At 71.1% G+C, this 19854-nt stretch carries 16 protein-coding genes; 13 read left to right on the top strand and 3 right to left on the bottom strand.

The features are described 5' to 3' along the window. The first annotated feature begins 24 nt into the window (after positions 1-24). The 12 genes from ACIOHC_RS20965 to ACIOHC_RS20910 all read left to right on the top strand — a co-directional run bounded on the left by ACIOHC_RS20965 (position 25) and on the right by ACIOHC_RS20910 (position 15915). Positions 25-576, top strand: coding sequence for an SUKH-4 family immunity protein (locus ACIOHC_RS20965; protein ID WP_351080707.1), 552 nt, complete (start codon positions 25-27; stop codon positions 574-576). Continuing rightward, positions 573-1259, top strand: a complete 687-nt coding sequence (locus ACIOHC_RS20960; protein ID WP_351080705.1) for a hypothetical protein — start codon at positions 573-575, stop codon at positions 1257-1259. Before ACIOHC_RS20965 ends, ACIOHC_RS20960 begins: the two co-directional genes overlap by 4 nt. A 9-nt stretch (positions 1260-1268) precedes the next feature. Beyond that, positions 1269-1640 carry a hypothetical protein gene (locus tag ACIOHC_RS20955; RefSeq protein ID WP_351080703.1) on the top strand — a complete coding sequence of 124 codons (372 nt, stop codon included), beginning with the start codon at positions 1269-1271 and terminating at the stop codon, positions 1638-1640. After that, complete coding sequence (locus tag ACIOHC_RS20950; protein WP_351080701.1) at positions 1633-2772, top strand: hypothetical protein; 1140 nt, start codon at positions 1633-1635, stop codon at positions 2770-2772. The genes ACIOHC_RS20955 and ACIOHC_RS20950 overlap by 8 nt, the downstream gene beginning before the upstream one ends. Before the next feature lie 42 nt (positions 2773-2814). Further along, on the top strand, positions 2815-3345 hold the full coding sequence (locus ACIOHC_RS20945) for a phage baseplate assembly protein V (RefSeq protein WP_401843446.1): 531 nt from the start codon (positions 2815-2817) through the stop codon (positions 3343-3345). 28 nt (positions 3346-3373) lie between these two features. Further along, positions 3374-3730 carry a hypothetical protein gene (locus ACIOHC_RS20940; protein ID WP_351080698.1) on the top strand — a complete coding sequence of 119 codons (357 nt, stop codon included), beginning with the start codon at positions 3374-3376 and terminating at the stop codon, positions 3728-3730. Next, the gene (locus ACIOHC_RS20935; protein ID WP_351080696.1) at positions 3727-4113 is read left to right on the top strand and encodes a GPW/gp25 family protein; all 387 of its coding nucleotides are present in this window, start codon (positions 3727-3729) and stop codon (positions 4111-4113) included. Before ACIOHC_RS20940 ends, ACIOHC_RS20935 begins: the two co-directional genes overlap by 4 nt. Next, positions 4110-7247, top strand: coding sequence for a putative baseplate assembly protein (locus ACIOHC_RS20930; RefSeq protein ID WP_365692376.1), 3138 nt, complete (start codon positions 4110-4112; stop codon positions 7245-7247). Before ACIOHC_RS20935 ends, ACIOHC_RS20930 begins: the two co-directional genes overlap by 4 nt. Before the next feature lie 133 nt (positions 7248-7380). Beyond that, positions 7381-11229, top strand: a complete 3849-nt coding sequence (locus tag ACIOHC_RS20925) for a putative baseplate assembly protein (RefSeq protein ID WP_365692377.1) — start codon at positions 7381-7383, stop codon at positions 11227-11229. Beyond that, entirely contained in the window at positions 11229-13388 is a 2160-nt protein-coding gene (locus ACIOHC_RS20920; RefSeq protein ID WP_351080690.1) for a hypothetical protein, read from the top strand. The genes ACIOHC_RS20925 and ACIOHC_RS20920 overlap by 1 nt, the downstream gene beginning before the upstream one ends. Positions 13389-13453: 65 nt before the next feature. Then, positions 13454-15019: a DUF6519 domain-containing protein gene (locus ACIOHC_RS20915; RefSeq protein ID WP_351080688.1), complete on the top strand. Its 1566-nt coding sequence runs from the start codon at positions 13454-13456 to the stop codon at positions 15017-15019. Beyond that, positions 15019-15915 carry a peptidoglycan-binding protein gene (locus ACIOHC_RS20910; protein ID WP_351080686.1) on the top strand — a complete coding sequence of 299 codons (897 nt, stop codon included), beginning with the start codon at positions 15019-15021 and terminating at the stop codon, positions 15913-15915. The genes ACIOHC_RS20915 and ACIOHC_RS20910 overlap by 1 nt, the downstream gene beginning before the upstream one ends. 238 nt (positions 15916-16153) lie before the next feature. On the opposite strand, the gene ACIOHC_RS20905 is transcribed toward ACIOHC_RS20910, so the two are convergent. Continuing rightward, positions 16154-18031, bottom strand: a complete 1878-nt coding sequence (locus ACIOHC_RS20905) for a transketolase (protein WP_365692379.1) — start codon at positions 18029-18031, stop codon at positions 16154-16156. Between the two features lie 156 nt (positions 18032-18187). Beyond that, positions 18188-18958 carry a dienelactone hydrolase family protein gene (locus tag ACIOHC_RS20900; protein WP_351080682.1) on the bottom strand — a complete coding sequence of 257 codons (771 nt, stop codon included), beginning with the start codon at positions 18956-18958 and terminating at the stop codon, positions 18188-18190. A 260-nt stretch (positions 18959-19218) separates the two neighbouring features. Between ACIOHC_RS20900 and ACIOHC_RS20895 the strand changes: the two genes are divergently transcribed. Beyond that, positions 19219-19617, top strand: coding sequence for a DUF6221 family protein (locus ACIOHC_RS20895; RefSeq protein WP_351080680.1), 399 nt, complete (start codon positions 19219-19221; stop codon positions 19615-19617). Here ACIOHC_RS20895 and ACIOHC_RS20890 read toward each other — a convergent pair whose 3' ends face one another. Beyond that, positions 19618-19827, bottom strand: a complete 210-nt coding sequence (locus ACIOHC_RS20890) for a metal-sensitive transcriptional regulator (RefSeq protein WP_401843440.1) — start codon at positions 19825-19827, stop codon at positions 19618-19620. Positions 19828-19854 lie beyond the last annotated feature (27 nt).

The raw sequence follows: 19854 nt of genomic DNA, 5'->3' as shown, positions 1-19854 counted from the left end.
GCCAATCCGAAGGACGTATCGCACATGCTCTCGCGTGACATTCTCGTCGACGTTTTCGACGAGGAGAACATCATCACTCTCGATTTCGATGATGCAGTGAGTCTCGGGCTCTCGGAACTCGACGCGCTGCTTCTTTCCCATGTGGGACTGCCTCGTGACATCGGAACCGCGTTCACCACCGAGCTCGAAGGGTCTCCTGGGCTGTTCAGCGTTCAGCCACTCGACACACCGGATGGAACCTCCAACGCGGCCATTTTTCTTGGGGCGCCGGGGCGCAAACAGATGATGCGTTACTTCCTTGACGTCAAGAACAGTCTGGTCGTGCTCTGCTCGCTGGATGACGCCAACCCGGCGGCCGAGGTGATCAACAGCTCCTTCAGTAATTTCGTTGATTTCATTCACCACATCGGGGTCTTCTACCAGGCGGAGGGCATGAGCCCGGACGAGGAGAGGCGATCCGCCGATGAACTCGCCGAGCATCTGCGGGAACGAGATCCCTACGCATTTCGCGAGCCCAAGACCTGGTGGTCCATGGCGATTTCGACGATCGTCGACCAGACGAAGGGCGGCTCATGACCCGCTACGCAGACATCCCCAAACCCATCCGCTCCGGAATAGTCCTCATGGACCCCGAACGCGGCACCCCCCGACGCATCATCGTCCTCCAGTTCAACCCGGACACCCTCGAACGCAGTCTCTCGCCCCAGTCGGCAGGCGGCAGCGGTGACTCCGGCGGAGGCGGCAGCGGAAGCGGGGACAGGAACGAGGCCCTCCGGCTCAAGGGCCCCGCGCAGGAGACCTGGAAGTTCACCGCGGAGATCGACGCCACCGACCAGTTCGAGATCGCCGCGCCGGACGGCATCCACCCCCAACTGGCCGTCCTCGAAATGCTCGTGCAGCCGACCTCGGCCCAACTGCGTGAAGCGAGCCGCCTGTCCAAGACGGGGACCATCGAGATCAGCCCGATAGAAATGCCGCTGACCCTCTTCACCTGGGGCAGCAAACGCGTCATGCCCGTGCGGCTCACCGAACTGTCCATCAATGAATCCGCCTTCGACGTGAACCTCAACCCGATCCGGGCCTCGCTCAGCATCGGACTGAAGGTGCTCACCGTCAGCGATCTGCCGGCCGGACACCGCGGCGCCGAACTGTACTTCGCGCACCTCGCTCAGAAGGAGCGCCTGGCCGGTGCCGCGCCGGCGGGGAGTCTCGGCACGCTCGGGCTGAACCCCGGCGACATCGGCATGGGAAGGGGCTGACCGAAGACCATGGCCGGCACGGAACCGTACGAGAACGCCCTGGACGCCATACCCGGCGCCCACCCCTATCCCCGGTCCAGCCGCTATCACGACGCCGACATCGGCGTGCACCGGCAGCCGGACGGCACCGAAGTCCGCTACACCAAGCGTCGGTTACTTCCCGCGATCACGGCCGACGCCGACGACACCCAGCCTCATTCCGTGAACGCCGGCGACCGCCCCGACCTCCTGGGACAGCGCTACTTCGGCGACCCCCGGCAGTGGTGGCAGATCGCCGATGCCAACCCGGTGATCGACCCGCGCGATCTCACCGCCGAACCCGGCATCGAGATCGGGATTCCGCTCGCCGGCAACTTCCCCCGGGGGGACCGGCGTGTCTGAACTGCCCGTGGGGCAGGGCCCCGTCCACATCACCCTCTCCATGGGACCGCAGCTGGTCCGGCCGGTCCCCGCCGAGGTGGCAGAAGCACTTCTCTCCGCGCAGATCACCGCGACCGCAGGCGAACGGAGCGGGTTCCAGCTCGCCTTCGACCTGACCAAGAACGGGCTCATCAGCAGCACCCTGCTCCCCGAGGGATTCTTCGACCCGAAGACCCGCCTCATCGTCACCGTCACGATCAGGGGCACACCCGAGGTCCTCTTCGACGGGCTGATCGTGCGCCAGGAAGTCGGCACCAGCAATCAGCCGGGACACTCCACCCTGACCGTCACCGGCGAGGACCTGACGCTGCTCATGGACCTGGAGGAGCGGACGGACAGCTATCCCAACCTTCCGCCGTCCGAGCGTGTGCTCGCGATCCTGCGCCGCTACTCGGACTACGGCATTCGTCCCGACGTGTACAAGGAGAAGATCTCCCAGCCACCGCACCAGAACCTGCGCGTGCACTACCAGACGGGCACGGATCTGCAGTACGTGACCGAGCTGGCCCGTGCCAACGGGTACACCTTCTATCTGGATCCGGGCCCGGCACCCGGCCAGTCGTCGGCCCGCTGGGGCCCCGAGGTCCGTCTCGGCATCCGCCAGCACGCCCTCAACGTCAACATGGACGCCAACTCCACGGTCGACCAGCTGACGTTCGCGTACGACGGAACGGCCCGCGAGGAGCCGCAGGCACGCTGGCAGGACCCCGGGACCCGGCAGTCCACCCTGCTCCCGCAGCCGGTCATCAGCCCCTTGCGCCCACCGCTGGGCAAGCGGGCCACCCCCGCGCTCAAGCGCAGGACCCTCTCCGGCACCGCCAAACAGCAGCGGGAAGCCGCCGAGGCCGAGCTGCTGGCGCGCGCGGCCGTGTCCGCCGACGTGATCTCCGGGTCGGGATCACTCGACGTCAACCGGCACGGCTACATCCTCCAACCGCGCCAACTGGTCGGCGTGCGCGGCTCCGGGCGTTCCTATGACGGCGACTACTACGTCAAGTCCGTGACGCACAACCTGCGGCCGGGCTCCTTCCAGCAGAACTTCACCCTCTCGCGAGAAGGGCTCGAAGCACGCAGCCCGTATGTACGGCCCTGAGGAATCAGCGGGCACCACCCAACAGATCAGGAGCAGTTCAGCATGGCGGCACCCAGCAACCGCTACCTCGGCAAGTTCCGCGGCCGAGTCGTGGACAACAACGACCCGCTGCACATCGGCCGCGTCACGGTCGAGGTCCCGGACGTCCTGGGCGATGAGCCGTCGACCTGGGCGCTGCCTTGTCTTCCGTTCACCGGACCGCAGGCGGGCCAGTTCGTGGTGCCGCCGCCGGGCACGGGCGTGTGGGTCGAGTTCGAGCAGGGCGATCCGAGCTTCCCGGTGTGGACGGGCTGCTGGTACGGGTCCGAGGCCGAACTGCCGCCGGACGCGCGTGCCGCCGTGCAGCAGAACTCGCCGAACAAGCCCGTCGTCGTACAGACCCCGGGAAACCACAAGGTCGTGATGAACGATGCGCCCGACCAGGGGATTCTGCTTCAGGCGCAGGACGGCGCGTACATCCGTGTCACCAAGGAAGCCGTGGTCATCGCGACCGGTGGCGGGGCCAAAGTCGTGCTGCGCGGCAATGAAGTGACCATCAACAAGGGCCAGTTGAACTTGGCCGCCAAGCGATAGAAGACGGGGGATCAACAGGATGTCCGGGATGTCCGGCAATCTGCTCACCATCGGCTCGGGCGGTGGCTCCGGCGCCGTGATCAGCTGCCCGCACGGCGGTCGCGCCACCGCGACGACGGGCCCGTCGGGCCGGGCCGTGCTCATCGATGGCACGCCCGTCGCGACGGCTGCCCACGGTTACGCCGTGGTCGGCTGCCCCCACACCGTCGACGGCGTGCCCGAGCCGTGTGTCGCCGTCCGCTGGACCGGAACCGCCACGGGCATCACGATCGACGGCACACAGGTGCTGCTCGACACCTCCGCCGCCCAGTGCGTCACGGCGTCGTTCGTGCCGCAGGGCCCGCCCTTCGTGCAGCCCTCGCAGCGAGAGGTGACCGTCCGATGAACCCACGCACCCGGGTCCGCAGCGACCTCGCCTTTCCGTTCCGGGTCGACCGGCGGGGGCGGACCGCGCACGCCGACCGCGACGAGCATGTGCGCGACCTGATCGAGCAGCTGCTGTTCACCAGCCCCGGCGAGCGCGTGATGCGCCCCGACTTCGGCTGCGGCCTGCTCGATCTGGTCTTCACACCCAACAGCCCCGAGTTGGCGAGCGCGTTGGAGCTCTCGGTACAGGCGGCGCTGCAGCGCGTGCTCGGCGACCTCATCGAGGTGGCGGCCCTGGACGTGGTGAGCGAGGAGAACGTCGTCCGCGTGCGTCTGTCGTACACCGTGCGCTCCACGGGGAGCCGTCGTGACGACGTCTTCGAAGGGAGGGCCGAGGCGTGAACGGTTCCGTGTCCACCCGCCGGGCCAAGGTGAGGGCGGCGCAGCTCAACGGAGTCGATGCCGTCGAGGTCGGTGACGACGGGCTGTTGCTGACCGTCTCCTTCCTCGGCAAGGCCCCGCACGGCCTGCGCGCCCAGAACGTACGCATCGACGGCGGCCGTCGGATCACCGGCATCGAGGCCGTCGACGTCAGTGTGGAGCGCGAGGAGGATCCCGAGCTGGACGACCGTCTGTATGTCACCCTCGACAAGGCCGGCGACACCTCCCGCTACCGGCTCCGACTGGTGGAGACCGATCCGTACGGACGGCCGGGGACCGAGCCCTTCCGCGGCTTCGACCAGCGCTACCACAGCGCGACGTTCGCCTTCGGGCCCGATTGCCCCACCCCCTTGGACTGCGAGGACGAGACGGCTCCGGACCCCGTCCTCCCCCGGACGCCGGTCGTCGACTACACGGCCCGCGACTACGACACCATCCGCAAGCTCCTCCTGGACCGTCTGGCCCTCACCACGCCCGACTGGATCGAGCGCAACCCGGCCGACCTCGGCATGACGCTCGTCGAGCTGCTCGCGTACACCGGCGACCAGATCAGCTACCAGCAGGACGCGGTCGCCACCGAGGCGTATCTCGACACCGCGCGCCGCCGTGTCTCCGTACGACGTCATGTGCGGCTCATCGACTACGCGATGCACGACGGCTGCGCCTCCCGCGCGTACGTGACGGTGGAGGCGGCCGGTGAGCACACGGTGCCGGCGGGTACGTTCCGCTTCGCCTCGGTCGACGTGCGCGTCCTCGATCCGCACGATCGGCCCGCACCCGGGACGGTCGTCGACGACCGTGACCTCGCCGATCTCGTGGAGCGGGGCACCGTGGAGGTGTTCGAGCCGGTGGCGGCCGGTGATCCCCTTGAGCTCCGGGCCGCGCACAACGCGATCCGGCTGTGGACCTGGGGCGGCGACGTGTGCTTTCTGCCGAAGGGGGCCACGTCGGCCACACTGCGTGACGAATGGCGGGACACGGAGACCTGCGAGGGTCGCCGACTCGGCCTGCGGGCGGGCGACTTGCTGATCCTGGAAGAGGTGAAGGGGGCGAGCACCGGGACACCGGTCGACGCCGATCCGACGCACCGGCAGGCCGTCCGCCTCACGTCCGTCACACCCGGCGTCGACCGCGTCGAGGACCAACCGGTCCTGGAGGTCACCTGGGCGGCCGAGGACGCGCTGCGTTTTCCGCTCCGCCTGACCACGCGCGGCGGGCGCGACTGCGCACCCGTCGAGGACGTCGCCATGGCACGCGGGAACGTGGTCCTCGTCGACCACGGCCGTACGCTGCGATGGTCCGGGGACGCCCCGGCGGAGACGACGGTCGTGCCGCCCGCACCCGCCGTCGTGCCTCCCTGCGGCCCCCCTGCGTTCGGCTGCTCGGATCGCGACGAGGGCAACGCGACGGCGAGACTCGTCAACTCCCTCACGGACAAGGCCGAATGCGGCGAGGCGCTCATCGCGGACGACATCCGCGAGCTGTTCGACGTGGTGGGCGAGGACGCGACCGTACGCGCCGGGCTCGGTCTGGAGTCGGCGGGGCAGCGGCAGGAACGCGTCGTGCCCGGCACCGCGTACGCGCAGTCCGCGGCGTTGCGCATGCTGCTCGCGCAGTCCGCCTACCCGGGCATCGCACCCCGGTTCCGGCCCCGGCTCGGCCGCTCCCCCGTGGCGCAGACGGTGCCGTTCCCCGACCCCCGTGCCGTTTCCGCGGGGCAGGCCGAGCGGATCGGCGCCATCCCGGAACGGGTGAAGCAGCGGCTGGTGGAGCTGTGGCGCAGCGCCCGCGACCGCGACGGACTCGGTGACGAGGAGATCGCCGAGCTGGCCGTCATCTACGGGCTGAAGGTCCTCGACCGTCTCGAACTGCGCCTGCATCCGGTGCGCGCTCTGCGTGAACTCCTGCACCGCAGCGATCGGTTGCTCGATGCCAAGCTTCGCCGTGTCGAGGTGCTGACCGCGCGCGCCCGTGCCGGGACGGTACTCGACGGCCACATCGCCTGGGAGATCGCGCACAGTTGGGGTGCGGCCTACGCCCGGGGACTGCACCCGGACGAGCCGGTCCTGCGGGGCTCCGCCTCGGCGGGGCTGGCCCAGGACCCCCGCCGCGCGCTTCCCGCCGTGCGCCTCCATGAGGACGGGCTGCGCTGGACACCGCGCCGCGATCTGCTCGAAAGCGGTCCCCGCGACAGGCACTTCGTGGGTGAGCTGGAGGACGACGGGCGGCTCGCGCTGCGCTTCGGCGACGGGCGACACGGTGCGACGCCGACGCCCGGCTCACGGCTGGAGATCCGCTACAGGCTGGGCGGTGGTCTCGCGGGCAACGTCGGCGCGGAGGCCATCAACCATCTGGTGCTGCTCCGCGACGACGCCGCGGACCGGACCGACGGGCCGCTGGTGACCGGAATACGCAACCCGCTCCCCGCCGTGGGCGGGACGGATCCCGAACCCCTCGAACAGGTGCGTCAATTGGCTCCGCTGGACCTGCGCCGCACCCGGCTCCGCGCCGTGACCGCCGACGACTACGCGAGTCTCGCCTCGGCCCTGCCCGGGGTACAGCGGGCGGCGGCGGAGCTGCGCTGGACGGGCAGTTTCCAGGAGGCTCACATCGCGATCGACGCCCGGGACACCGGCGACCCGGCGCCTGAGCTGCTCGACGCGGTGGCCCAGTCCCTGGAGGCCTACCGACGTATCGGACACGACGTGGTGGTGGGACCCGCGCGTCTCGTACCGCTCGACATCGCGCTGTCGGTGTGCGCGAAGCCCGGACACCAGCAGGGGCAGATCCTGGCCGAGCTGTACCGCGTGCTCGGCCGTGGCCGGCTCGCGGGCGGACGGCTCGGTTTCTTCCACCCGGACGCGCTGACGTTCGGCGAGCCGGTCAGGCTCAGCCGCCTGGTGGCGGCCGCCGCGGCCGTACAGGGCGTGGAGAGCGTGCATGTCACCCGTCTGCGGCGGCTGTTCGAAGAGGACCGAGGAGAGAGGGAGGACGGCGTGCTGCGGCTCGGCCCGCTGGAGATCGCCATCTGCGACAACGACCCCGACCGGCCGGAGAACGGCCATCTGGCGATTTCCCTGGGGGGTGCCCGATGAGTGCAGCCGACCGTGGTACGGCCGACGCCCGTACCACGGCGCGTACGGGCGGGTGCGCCACGTCGCGCCCCGTCCCGTACGCCGTCCGCGACCATCGCCACCGGCCCTCGGCGGCAGACCCTGGAGGTGCCCGATGAGCGACGAGCCCACCCCCGACTGCGGCTGCGGCTGCGCCGGTACCCGCACCGGCGGTCACGACGAGCGGGTGGCCCCCGCGGCGCCCCACAACCCGCCGGGCCGCACCGCCCTCGACTACCGCGTCGGCGAGTACGGCTCCTTCCTCTCCGCCCTGCTCGACCGGCTCGCCTCCCCGGCCTACCCGGCGCTCGGCGGGCTGACCGTCCGCACCCCCGACGACCCGGCGATCGGTCTCCTCGACGCGACGGCCGTCCTCGGTGACCTGCTGACGTTCCACTCCGAGCGGATCGCCGACGAGGCCTATCTGCGTACCGCGAACGAGCACCGCTCGCTGGTGCTGCTGGGCCGCCTGGTCGGTCATCGACCGCGCCCCGGTGTGGCGGCGGACACGCATCTCGCGTACACCCTCGATCGCGACCCCCGGGCCGAGACCCTTCCCGTGCTCATCCCGCGCGGGGCTCGCAGCAACAGCGTCCCCGCATCGGCCGACGAGGAGTCGCAGACGTTCGAGACCGGCCGGGACCTGACGGCGCGCTGGGACTGGAACGAACTGGCACTCCGTCGCCGGCGTCCCTCCCTGATCACCCCGCAGGACCTCACCCGCCGCTCCGAACTCTTCGTCGAGGGCACGGCGAACTCCCTCCGGACGGGCGACCAGCTGCTCTTCGTCTTCGGTGAACAGGCCGGGGGCGAGCGGCTGCTCCTGCCCGTCACGCGCGTACGCGTCGACCGCGAGGACGGGATCACGGCGATCGGTCTGCCGCGCTCGGCCCCGCCGACGCTCGAGGAGCTCGTCGACGAGGTGCGCCGCTGGACCGCCGAGCCCACGGCTCCGGGCGAGCCGGGTGACGAGCCGCCCACACCCGAGGTCCCCGATCCACGCCCGGTGAGCCGTCTGATCGACGACTTCGACGACCAGGTCCTCGCCCCGCTGCGGGAGAGCCTCGACGAGGTGCGGACTGCGGACCAGCTGGCCTCCGCACTCACCGAGCCCGTGGACCGCCTCGCCGAGGCGCAGGTCCTGGCGACACCGTACGAGGACGTGGCCCAGTGGTTCGCGCGGCTCGAAGCGGTGTTGGCGGAACTCGCGGAGCGGGCGGGCGAACTGGCTCCGTCCCGGCCTGTGCAGGACCCGCCCGTAGCGGCGGCGTCCCCGACCCGACCGGAGGACACTTTCTCCCCGGCAGGGACGGCCGCCCCGCGCCCCCGCCCGCAGGAGGCCGCGCTTCAGGCGCTCACCGACCTCCTCCCCGCTCTGGGCGGAAAGGCTCCGGCTCCGGGCGGTGGCGGCACCTCCGCCGCCAGGCCCGGCGCGGACACCGCGCGCCTGCTCGGAACCCTCGACCCGTCCCTGGGCACCCTCTATCCCGCCTGGCGGCAGGCCGCGGCCCCGAGTGCTCCCCACCTTCTGCGTGAACTGCTCGCGCTGCGCGCGCGGGCGGCCCCCTTCGGGGCGACGGCCCCACTGAAGCCTGTCCAGGACGACCGGGGCCGGGTGATCCGTACCGCCGACTGGCCGCTGACCGGCGCTGTCCTCACCACCATGCGGGTGGTGTTCGACCCGGCCGGCAAGGTGCCCCGGACGGCCGAGTTCCAGCACGTCGAAGGCAGCACCTCCGACCAGCGGGCGAGGCCCCTCCCGGTCCCCCAGCCGGTGAACCTGCCGCTCGGCCCCGGCCAGGTCGAACTGTCCACCCGCAGTGGTCAGGACCGCGAGCTGAACTGGCTCGGCCGGCGTCCCACCGATTCCCAGGAGCCGGGCGTCACCGCCCGCCTCCACTCGGGGCTGCCCGAGCGCACGCTCTTCGTGCCGCGCCCGGACGCCAACGGCGTGATCAACGTCGGTGTGTACAACGGCACGGCCAAGGAGGTCCCCCTCCGACCGGGCGTCCCGGTGCATTTCTCGCACGGCGAGTACGAGGTGGCCCTCCGGTACACGGTCGGCACCACCGCGCCCGATGTGGAGATCGTCATCGCCACGAAACCGGCCCCTGCCGACCGTCGTGTGGTGCAGCTGGACACCGTGCACGACAGCATCGCCGTCGGCAGCTGGGTCGCGATCGAGCGGCCTGCCAAGGGAGATGACGACGCCCACCCCGGCGACAAGGCATTCAAGCTCGTCACCACGAAGGTGGTGGCCGTGCGCACGGCCGGGTACACCAACTACGGCATCACGGGCCGCGGCACCGAACTCGTCCTGGCCGATCCCTGGCTGGACGACAAGGACGTCCTGCTCTCTCACATCCGCGACACCACCGTGCATGCCGCGGGTGAGCCGCTGCGCATGGCGGACGAGCCCCTCGGCGAGGACGTGCACGGCAACGAGCTGGAACTCGCCGAGCTCTACGACGGGTTGCGCCCCGGCCGCACCCTCGTCGTCAGCGGCATGCGCAGCGACGTCCCCGGTACCGCAGGGGTCGGCGTCGAGGCCACCGAGGTCGTGGTGATCGCCACCGCCGAGCCCGCGCTGGATCCTCGGCTGCCGGGCGACCACGTCCATACCAGGCTGAAGCTGACCACCGATCTCGCGTACCGCTACCGGCGAGAGACGGTGAAGGTCCTCGGCAATGTGGTGGAGGCGACGCACGGCGAGGGGCGGGACGAGCCGATCGGCAGCGGCGACGCCGACCGCACGAGCCAGACATTCGCGTTGTGGCAGTCGCCGCTCACCTGGACGGCGTCCGACGCCCCGTTCGGCGCCGCTCCCGTCCTGGAGATCCGCGTCGACGGGCTGCTCTGGCAGGCGGTCGACAGCCTCGCGGGGCGCGGGCCGGGCGAACGGGTCTACATCACGGGCACGACCGGCGACGGCCGCACGACGGTGACGTTCGGCGACGGCGTGCACGGCGCGCGCCTGCCCAGCGGCCACGAGAACGTGCGCGCCCGATACCGCTTCGGCACCGGCAGCGCCGCGAACGTCGCCGCGGACCGCATCACCCAGGCGATGACCCGTCCGCTCGGCGTCACCGCGGTCACCAATCCTCGCCCGGCGTCGGGCGGTGCGGATGCGGACGGGCCGGCCCTGACCCGGCGCACCGTGCCGCTCGCGGTCGCGGCCCTGGACCGCCTGGTGGCCGTGTCCGACTACGAGGACTTCGCTCGTTCCCGCGCCGGGATCGGCCGGGCCGTCGCGGGTGAACTCTTCGACGGGCGACGGCGCGTCCTGCATGTGACGGTCGCGGGCACGGACGATGTCCCGCTCGCCGACGCCGTCGGGGATTCGGCCGTGCTGCGCGCGCTGCGCGGCTCGCTCACGAAGTACGGTGACGCGAGCCTGCCCGTCCGGGTCGACGTCCGCGAACCGGTGCTGCTCCTCATCTCCGCGAAGGTGAAGCTCGAACCCGACCACACCTGGGAAGTCGTCGAGCCGCGGCTGCGCCGGGCCCTGCTGCACCGGCTCGGTTTCGAAGGAAGGGAGTTGGGCGAGCCGGCGCGCCTCTCGGAGGTCCTCGCGACGGCGCATTCGGTGCCGGGGGTCGACTACCTGGATGTCGATGTCTTCACCGGCATCTCCGCTTCCGACGTCGCCGGCGCCACCGCACAGGAGCTGACACGGCTGCTCGGCACGCCCGGCGAGCCGCGGTCCACGGTCCCGGCGCGCGCGGCGACGTTCGACGAGAAGATCCACACCGTGCGCGAGAAGGGCGGCGAGACGCTGTCGGAGGTCTGCGCCCGGCACGGCGTGCCGCTCGCCGAACTCCTGCGCCTCAACCCCGACATCACCGATACGCGACGCCTCGCCGAGGGCCGTTCGGTGTTCGTCTTCCGCGGCATCCGCCCGGCGCAGCTCGTGATGCTGACGCCGGCGGCCGCGGACACGCTGATTCTGACGGAGGTCAAGTGATGTCCAGGGAGCCGGACGGGCTCGCTCAGCTGCTCCCCCCGTGGCACCGCCTCAGGGACGCCGAGGAGGGCGAGCCGCTGCGCGCACTCCTCGCGGTGATGGCCGAGCAGATCGATGTCGTACGCAACGGGGTCGAGCAGGGGTATGAAGACCTGTTCGTGGAGACGGCGGCACCCTGGGTGCTTCCCTACCTGGGCGATCTGGTGGGCTACCGCACTCTGCCCGGCTATGAGCGCGTCCTCACCACCGGTCTGCGGGGCGGCAGTTCGGCCGCCGCGCTGACGGAGGCGATCGCACCGCGGCGGGACGTGGCCGCCACGGTCGCCGATCTGCGCCGCAAGGGAACGCTGCACCTGCTCGAAGAGCTCTGTGCCCAGGTGACCCGATGGCCGTCCCGGGCGGTCGAGCTGTCCCGGCTGGTCTCGCACCACCAGCCGGTCAAGCTGTACGGATCCGGGGTCTTCGGGTCCGTGCACGCGAGCCGCTCGGAGCGCGGGCGTCTCGCCGATCTGCGCGACGGGTCCGCTCTGGACCTGGCGGGCTCCGCCTTCGGTGCCGTGGCCCGCTCGGTCGACGTCAGGAGCGCTTCCTCCGCCCGCAGGCAGGGCGGTTCGACGCCTGCCGGGGTCGGCCTCTTCGTCTGGCGGCTGAAGGCGCACTCGCTGACGTCCTCACCCGCGTACTGCATCGACCGGGCCCGCAACCTGTACACCTTCTCGATCCTCGGCAACGACGGCCCGCTGGTGACCAAGCCGGTCCCCGAACCGTCGGCGACGCACATCGCCACGATCGACAACGTCCCCGCGTTCATCCGGCGCCGCCGACTGCACGACCGGCTCGCCGATCACTACGGTCCCGGCAAGAGCTTCGTCATCCGGCGTGACGGCGAGGACAGGCCGGTGCCTTTGTCGGACATCGTGGTGGCCGATCTGTCGGACTGGCGCTACCGGCCCAAGCACGGACAGGTGGCCGTCGATCCGGAACTCGGGCGGATCGCGTTCGGGTCGCGGTCCGCGCCCCGGCAGGGCGTCTGGGTCGACTACCACTACGCGTCCGGTGCCGACATCGGCGGCGGCGAGTACGCACGGGACTGTCGGCCCCGCCCGGACGCCACGGTCTACCGGGTCGGGCCCGAGCAGTCGTACCGGCAGATCATGGACGCGTACCGGGCCTGGCAGCACGACCGTCGGGCCGGGACCTGCGGGCCCGGGGGCATCATCGAGATCACACACAGCGGCGCCCATCAGGAGCAGCTGGACTTCGACCTCGACCCCGGCGACCGCCTCGAACTGCGGGCGGCGGAGGGCACCCGCCCCGTGATCCGCCTGCTGGACTGGTACAGCAACCGTCCGGACGCGCTCAACATCCGGGCCGTGGACGGGGATGGCGCACCGGGCGAGCGTCCGCGGATCACTCTCGACGGGCTGCTCGTCGCCGGACGCGGCATCAATGTGACGGGGCCGATGGGCGCGGTCGTCGTGCGCCACACCACACTCGTGCCCGGCTGGTCCCTCGAACCCGAATGCGATCCGCACTCCCCGCAGGAGCCGAGCATCGTGCTGGAGCGCACCACGGCATGCCTGCAGATCGAGGACAGCGTCCTCGGCACGATCGAGGTCATCGGCGACGAGGTGACCGAGGAGCCTCTCGACATCCACATCCGCGACAGCGTCCTGGACGCCACCGGAAACGAGCGCCCGGCCCTGTCCGCCCCGGACTGCCGTCATGCCCACGCCGTACTGCACGCCCACCGCACCACGGTGATCGGCGAGGTGCACACGCACGCGGTGGCGATCGCGGAGGACTCCCTGTTCACCGGCCGGCTCCACGTGGCACGTCGCGGCATCGGCCGCCTGCGCTTCTCGTACGTTCCCGCGGGGTCGCGCACGCCGCGCAGGTACCGCTGCCAGCCGGACCTGGCCGGTGCCGACGAGGCCTCCCGCGTACGGCCCCTGTTCACGTCCGAGCGCTACGGCACGCCCTGGTACGGGCAGTTGGCGGACCGCTGTGCCCGGGAGATCCGGCGCGGGGCGCAGGACGGGGCCGAGATGGGCGCCTTCCACGACCTGTTCCGGCCGCAGCGCGAGGACAGCCTGCGGGCGCGGCTCGCGCAGTACACGCCCGCGGGCACGGACGCCGGGATCTTCTACGTCACCTGAGCGGGCCGTTCCGAGCCCGACGACACCCACGACCCGCACCTTCCTGAACCAGGGGGACTCCCTTCATGCACGCTGATCTCTCCCGCTCCACGTTCCGCCCGGAGCGGCACTATTCCGCGGTCATCTCCCAGCAGGGCCGCGTCCAGCTCGACGCCGACGCCAACGAGCAGGCCGCGATGGAGCTGCACCGGGTGCGTACGCTCGCCGCCGATCTGATCGGCCGGCACGGAGCCCCGCGCGACGCCGCGGGCTTCCGCATCCAGTACGTGGGCGGCAAGCACGACATCGACACCCTGAACATCTACGGCGGCCGCTATTACGTCGACGGCATCCTGTGCGACGCGGACCGGATCGCGCCCGGTGTGCCGGTTGCGGACGAGGGCGCCACGGACAACGATGCCGAGGCGAGCGCGGCCTCCGCGTTCTGGACGTACTGGGACCAGCCCGACGGCTTCCGGGATCCGGAGAGGCCGGGCGACCGGCTGCCGTCGCCCGCTCAAGTGCCCTTCGTGGTCTATCTGCAGGTGTGGGAACGATCGGTCACCGCGGCCGAGGACCCGGCGCTGCGCGAGGTGGCGCTCGGTTCGGCGATGCCGGACACGGCGGCGCGCGCGAAGGTCGTCTGGCAGGTCCTCGCGCTGACGCTCGCCGAGCTCGGCATCGAGGAGACCGATCCGTCGAAGGAGGAGGTGAGCGAGAAGTTCACCCAGTGGGCGCTCGCCCGGAGCGCCCCCTCGGCGCACCTCGCGGCCCGCGCCGAGCGGCCCGACCACGCGGACGGGGACCCGTGCCTGGTCAAGCCCGACGCCCGGTACCGCGGCCCGGAGAACCAGCTGTACCGGGTGGAGATCCACGAGGGGGGACCGGCCGGGGACGCCACGTTCAAGTGGTCGCGCGAGAACGGTTCGGTCGTCTACCCGGTGGACGAACTGGACGGCACCTGGGTGCAGTTGGCCACTCTCGGTCAGGACGACAAGCTGGACCTGGACGTCGGCGACCAGGTGGAGTTCACCGACACCGCGTACGCCTCACGTCTGGAGGCCCTGCCCCTGCTGCGGGTCGAGGAGCTGGACCTTCCGGCCCGTCGGGTGCGACTGTCCGCCGAACCGGAGCCGGGTGTGGGGCGGCTGCCCCACCTGCACCCGTTCCTGCGCCGCTGGGACCACCGGACGGGCCCCGGACGCCGGGGCCGTACCGCCGGTCTGCGGCGGGGCGCGATCGCTGTCCGGGAGTGCGAGTGGCTGTCGTTGGAGGATGGCGTCGAGGTGTACTTCGCCAAGGGCGGCACCTATCGCACCGGCGACCACTGGATCATCCCGGCCCGCACCGCGACCGGTGGCGTCGAGTGGCCCACCAACGACGCCCGCAAACCGCTGCTCCAGGCCCCCGCGGGCATCGCGCGGCACTTCGCGCCCCTGGCCCTGGTGAAGGGCGAGGACGCCCCCGTCGATCTGCGTCTCGTCTTCGCCCCGCTCGCGCACGTCGCGCCGGCTGCGGACGAGGCGGCGCTCGCCGCGGAAGCGCTCGCGGCCGACGAGGAGTACGCGGCGGAGGCCGCTCAGGACGCCCCGGCGGGACCCCGGTCCCAGACCACCGCCGAGGCGGAGACCGCAGTGGAAGGAGACAAGTGATGGCCACGCCACTGAGCGCGTCCAAGCTGGTGGAGATACTGCGCGCGGAGGGCCTGACGGTCCATGAGGTTCGCAACTGGCGCACGCACAACCGCAATACCAAGGGTCCGTGGGGTCCGATGAACGGTGTGATGATCCACCACACCGTCACCTCGGGCACCGATGCATCCGTGGACATCTGCTACAACGGCTACTCGGGCCTGCCGGGCCCCCTGTGCCACGGTGTGATCGACAAGCAGGGGCACGTCCACATGGTCGGCAACGGCCGCGCCAACCACGCCGGCCTCGGCGACGGTGACGTCCTGCGCGCCGTCGTCGACGAGCGGAAGCTGCCGCCGGACAACCAGGCCGACACCGATGGAAATCGCCACTTCTACGGCTTCGAGTGCGTCAACCTCGGCAATGGCAAGGACCCCTGGCCGGAGGCCCAGAAGGCGGCCATCGAGAAGGTCTCGGCCGCGATCTGCCGGGCCCACGGCTGGAGCGAGCGTTCCGTCATCGGCCACAAGGAGTGGCAGCCGGGCAAGCAGGACCCGCGCGGCTTCACGATGGACGGCATGCGTGCCCGTATCGCCGACCGCCTGCGGAACCACAAGCCGGGCGGTGGTGGAGGCACCCGGCCGCCGACCGGACCCCGGCCCTCGTACGAGCCGTTCCCCGGCACGGCCTTCTTCCGGGCCGGCCGTCGCGACCAGCTGATCACCGCCATGGGCAAGCGCCTGGTCGCGGAGGGCTGCGGCCGTTACGAGCAGGGCCCCGGGCCCGAGTGGACCGACGCGGACCGCAAGTCGTACGCGGCGTGGCAGCACAAGCTGGGCTTCAGGGGCAAGGACGCGGACGGGGAGCCGGGAAAGGCCAGTTGGGACAAGTTGAAGGTACCGGCGTCGCGTTCGTAGGAAGCCGAGGGTCTGCCCGCCGAAGGGCGGGCGGACCGGTGCACCGGTGGCATCCGACGGTGCCGGCCCGCACGAGCGGCTTCGGGCCGGCCGCTCCCGTGCCGACCGCCACGGGGTGGGACGTCGTCGTGGACGCGCTGCGCACCGTCGTCCGAGTCGTTCGTGACCTCGGTCAGGGCGATCGCCTCCGGGCCCGATGCCGCGTCGCCCGGAACGGGGCCGTGGCGGGAAACGGTGCTCAGCGGGCGGCGAGGTCGCGGGCGGTCCGGGCGATGTGGGTGCGTGAGATGCCCGCGATGTCGAGGAGCTCGGAGGAGGTGCCGGAGCCCGGCAGGTTGCGCACGGCGAGGTGGACGACGGTGGGCGCGAGTCGCTGTGTGGCGAGTGCGGACAGCACGGCCTCACCGATGCCGCCCTCCGGGTGGTGGTCCTCGACGACGACCAGCGCGCCGGTCTCCCGGGCCGCGTGGGCGAGTGTGTCGAGGTCCAGTGGCTTGACGGAGTACAGGTCGATGACCCGGACGGGAATGCCGTCGTCGGCCAACCGGTCGGCGGCGGCCAGGCATTCGTGGAGGGTGACACCGGCACCGATGAGGGTGACCCGGTCGCCGTCGCTCGCACGCAGGGTCTTGGACCCACCGACGGGGAAGGTCTCGTCGGGGGCGTAGAGGACGGGGTAGGCGCCCCGGGTGGTGCGCAGGTAGGAAATGCCGTCCAGGTAGGCCATGGCGGCGGTCAGGGCCGTGGCGGAGGTGGCGTCGCTGGGGTAGAGCACGGTGGAGTCGTGGACCGCCCGCATCATGGCGAGGTCTTCCAGGCCCATCTGGGAGGGGCCGTCGGCGCCGATCTCGGTACCGCAGTGGGTTCCGCACAGACTCATGGAGATCTGCGAGACGGCGGCCATGCGGATGAAGTCATGGGCTCGGGTGAGGAAGGCGGCGAAGGTGGTGGCGTAGGGGCGGTAGCCCCGTACGGCCATGCCGACCGCGCTGGCGATCATCTGCTGTTCGGCGATGTAGGTCTGGAAGTACCGCTCGGGGTGCGCCTTGCCGAAGTCCTCCGCGTGGGTGGAGTTGCCCACCTCGGCGTCCAGGGCCACGATGTCTGGCCGAGCACCGATCGCGGCGAGCGCCTTGCCGAAGGCGACGCGGGTGGCCACGGTGTCACCGACCCGGAATTGCGGCAGCGTCACCGGTACGGGAAGGGCCTGGGCGGCGGCGGGCGGGGCGGGCGGACGGGGTCCGCGTACGGTGAGGTGACGCACGCCGCCCAGTTCGTCGACGGCGCGCGCGGCGAGGTCGGCGGGCAGCGGTTTGCCGTGCCAGCCCTCGGCGTCGGCGACCTCCCGGACGCCCTGCCCCTTGACGGTCTTCGCGACGACGACGGTGGGGGCCTGCCCGTCGGCCGCGGCGGCCAGGGCCTGTTCGACGGCGGCGAGATCGTGGCCGTCGACCACGAGGGCGCGGCAGCCGAAGGCTTCGGCTCGACGGGCGTAGGCGCCGGTGTCCCAGCCCAGCTCCGTGGGGCCGCTCTGGCCGAGACGGTTCACGTCGATGATCGCGACGAAGTTGGCCAAGCGGTGACGGCCCGCCTTGTCCAGGGCTTCCCAGACCGATCCCTCGGTCATTTCGCTGTCGCCGCACAGCACCCACACCCGGTACGACTCGTGTTCCAGGTCGCGTCCGGCCAGTGCGATGCCGACACCGTAGGCGATGCCCTGGCCGAGAGAGCCGGTGGCCACGTCCACCCAGGGCAGCACCGGAGTGGGGTGGCCCTGCAGACGGGCACCGTCGCGGCGGTAGGTGGCCATCAGCTCTTCCTCGCCGATCGCACCGGCCGCGAGGAACATCGCGTACAGGAGCGGGGAGGCGTGCCCCTTGGAGAAGATCAGGTGGTCATTGCCCGGGTTCTTCGGGTCCTGCCAGTCGTAGCGCAACTGGCGTGTCATGAGAACGGCCATCAGATCTGCGGCGGACAGGCTGGAGGTGGGGTGCCCGGACCCGGCGGCCGTGCTGGCGCGCACGGAGTCCACGCGCAGCTGCTGAGCCAGCTGGAAGACCTGGTCCAGGCCGCTGTCGGGCCCGAGGGAGACAGTGGTGGTGTTCTCGGCCGACATCGCGGCCTCCTCTCTCGTCCTGCCTTCCGATCCGGTCGTTCCTGTCCCGACTGCTGATCCGGCCGTTCGGCAGTTGCGGTGCGCGAGCCGCGCACCGGGCTGTGCGTGGCACCTGTGCCCCTGCCGACCGTATGTCCGTGGCGCGAGCGCCGCGATTCAACCGCGTGCGGGTCCGATGGTGCGGTCCAGCAGCGCCGTCAGCGCCGTCCAGTGGCGTTCGTCCGCCGTGCTGTCGTACGCGGCGGTGTCGGCCTGGGTGAAACCGTGGTGCGCCCCCGGGTAGACCTCGCTGCGGTGGCGTACACCCGCTGAGGTGAGGGCGTCGTCGAGGCGGTCGATCTGTTCGGGGGGCAGCGAGGAGTCCTGGTCGGCGTGGCCGAAGTACAGCTCGGCGGTGATCCGGCCGGCGAGCAGGTGCGGGCTGTCGGCGGAGTCGGTGGCCAGGCGCCCGCCGTGGAAACCGGCCGCGGCCGCGACCCGATCCGGGTACGTGCCCGCGGTGCGCAGGGCCAGTCCGGCGCCCATGCAATATCCCGTGACGCCGACCGGCCCGTCAGTGGTCAGGGGCGATTCGGCCAGCCAGGTCAGGTAGGCGTCCGCGTCGCGCATCGCCGCATCGGGTGTCAGTGACTGCATCATCGGGCCGATGCGCTCGAAGAGCTCGGGGCGTGCGGCCGGGTCGATGAAGTCGGGAAGTTCGACCACCGGCGCTCGCCCATGACGGTGGAAGACATTGGGCACCAGAACCACGTATCCGGCCCCGGCCAGACGATCGGCCATCTTCTTCAGCCGCGGACGGAGCCCGAAGGCATCCGAGTAGACCAGCACAGCGGGGTGGGGACTGCTGTCGTCGGGGTGGGCCAGGTAGGCGTCGGCGACACCGTCCTGTGTGGGAATGTCCACGGATGTTCCGCGCACGGAGGTCATGGGCGGCTCTCCTCTCCTGTCGCGGTCAGTGATCGTAGACGGCCGGTGATCGCTCCGCCGGTCACCGGGCCGCGACCGGGCGCGTTGCCGGGCTGCGACCGGCGACGAAACTCGGGCAGGAACCGTCACGTCGTGGGTGCTGTGCCGGGCTTCCGACTCGGTATCGTCGTCCGGCGGCCCGGGTGAGCGAACAGGGACCGAGCAGGCAGCAGGTGCCGTTCCCGGCAGGGAGCCAAGACGGTGAAGGATCCGTAGCCCCGATGACAGACAACTCCGAGATGATCGACTTCGTTCGGGCGCGCCTCGCAGAGGAGGAACAGATCGCACAGGCGGCGGGCGGCGAGAGCTGGCGGTGCCCGGCCGACGTGACCGGTGAGGTCCACGACCGCTCCGGCGGCATCGCGTTCGTCCTGCGCGGGCGCGGCTTCGACCGGCATATCGCTTTCCAGGATCCGGCGCGTACGTCCCGGCGCATCGAGACGAGCAGGGTTCTTCTCGATGAATACGCGGAGATCGCCGACAGGGACACCGACCGACCCGAGCACGACTTCCCGTCCGGCCGAGCTGTCGGCCTCGGCTTCGCCGTCCGGCAGATGGCGGCGGAGCACGCCGGCCACCCGGACTACCGGGCCAAGTGGCTGCCACGGTTCATGCAGTAGTCACCGTCGCCGTCGGCCGGTGCCCTCGCCGGTGGCGTGCACGCCGCTGTGCCGCGGCCGGTCGTTCATGCAGGACGCCGCGGCGAGCTGGGTGACGACGTCCTTGCAGTCGCATCCGGCCTCCACCATCGCGATGACAGCCGCCAACTGCCCCTGGGCCCGCCCGAGTCGGTACAGGAAGGGTCGCACGGTCTCTTCTTCCACCTGCACGGAGTCCCTCCTCCAACCATTCCCGAA

Origin of the sequence: Streptomyces sp. NPDC088252 (genome assembly GCF_044740965.1) — a bacterium.
GTDB lineage: Bacteria > Actinomycetota > Actinomycetes > Streptomycetales > Streptomycetaceae > Streptomyces.
The sequence above is the reverse complement of the archived record's forward strand: the minus strand, read 5'-3'. Positions and strand labels throughout refer to the sequence as shown.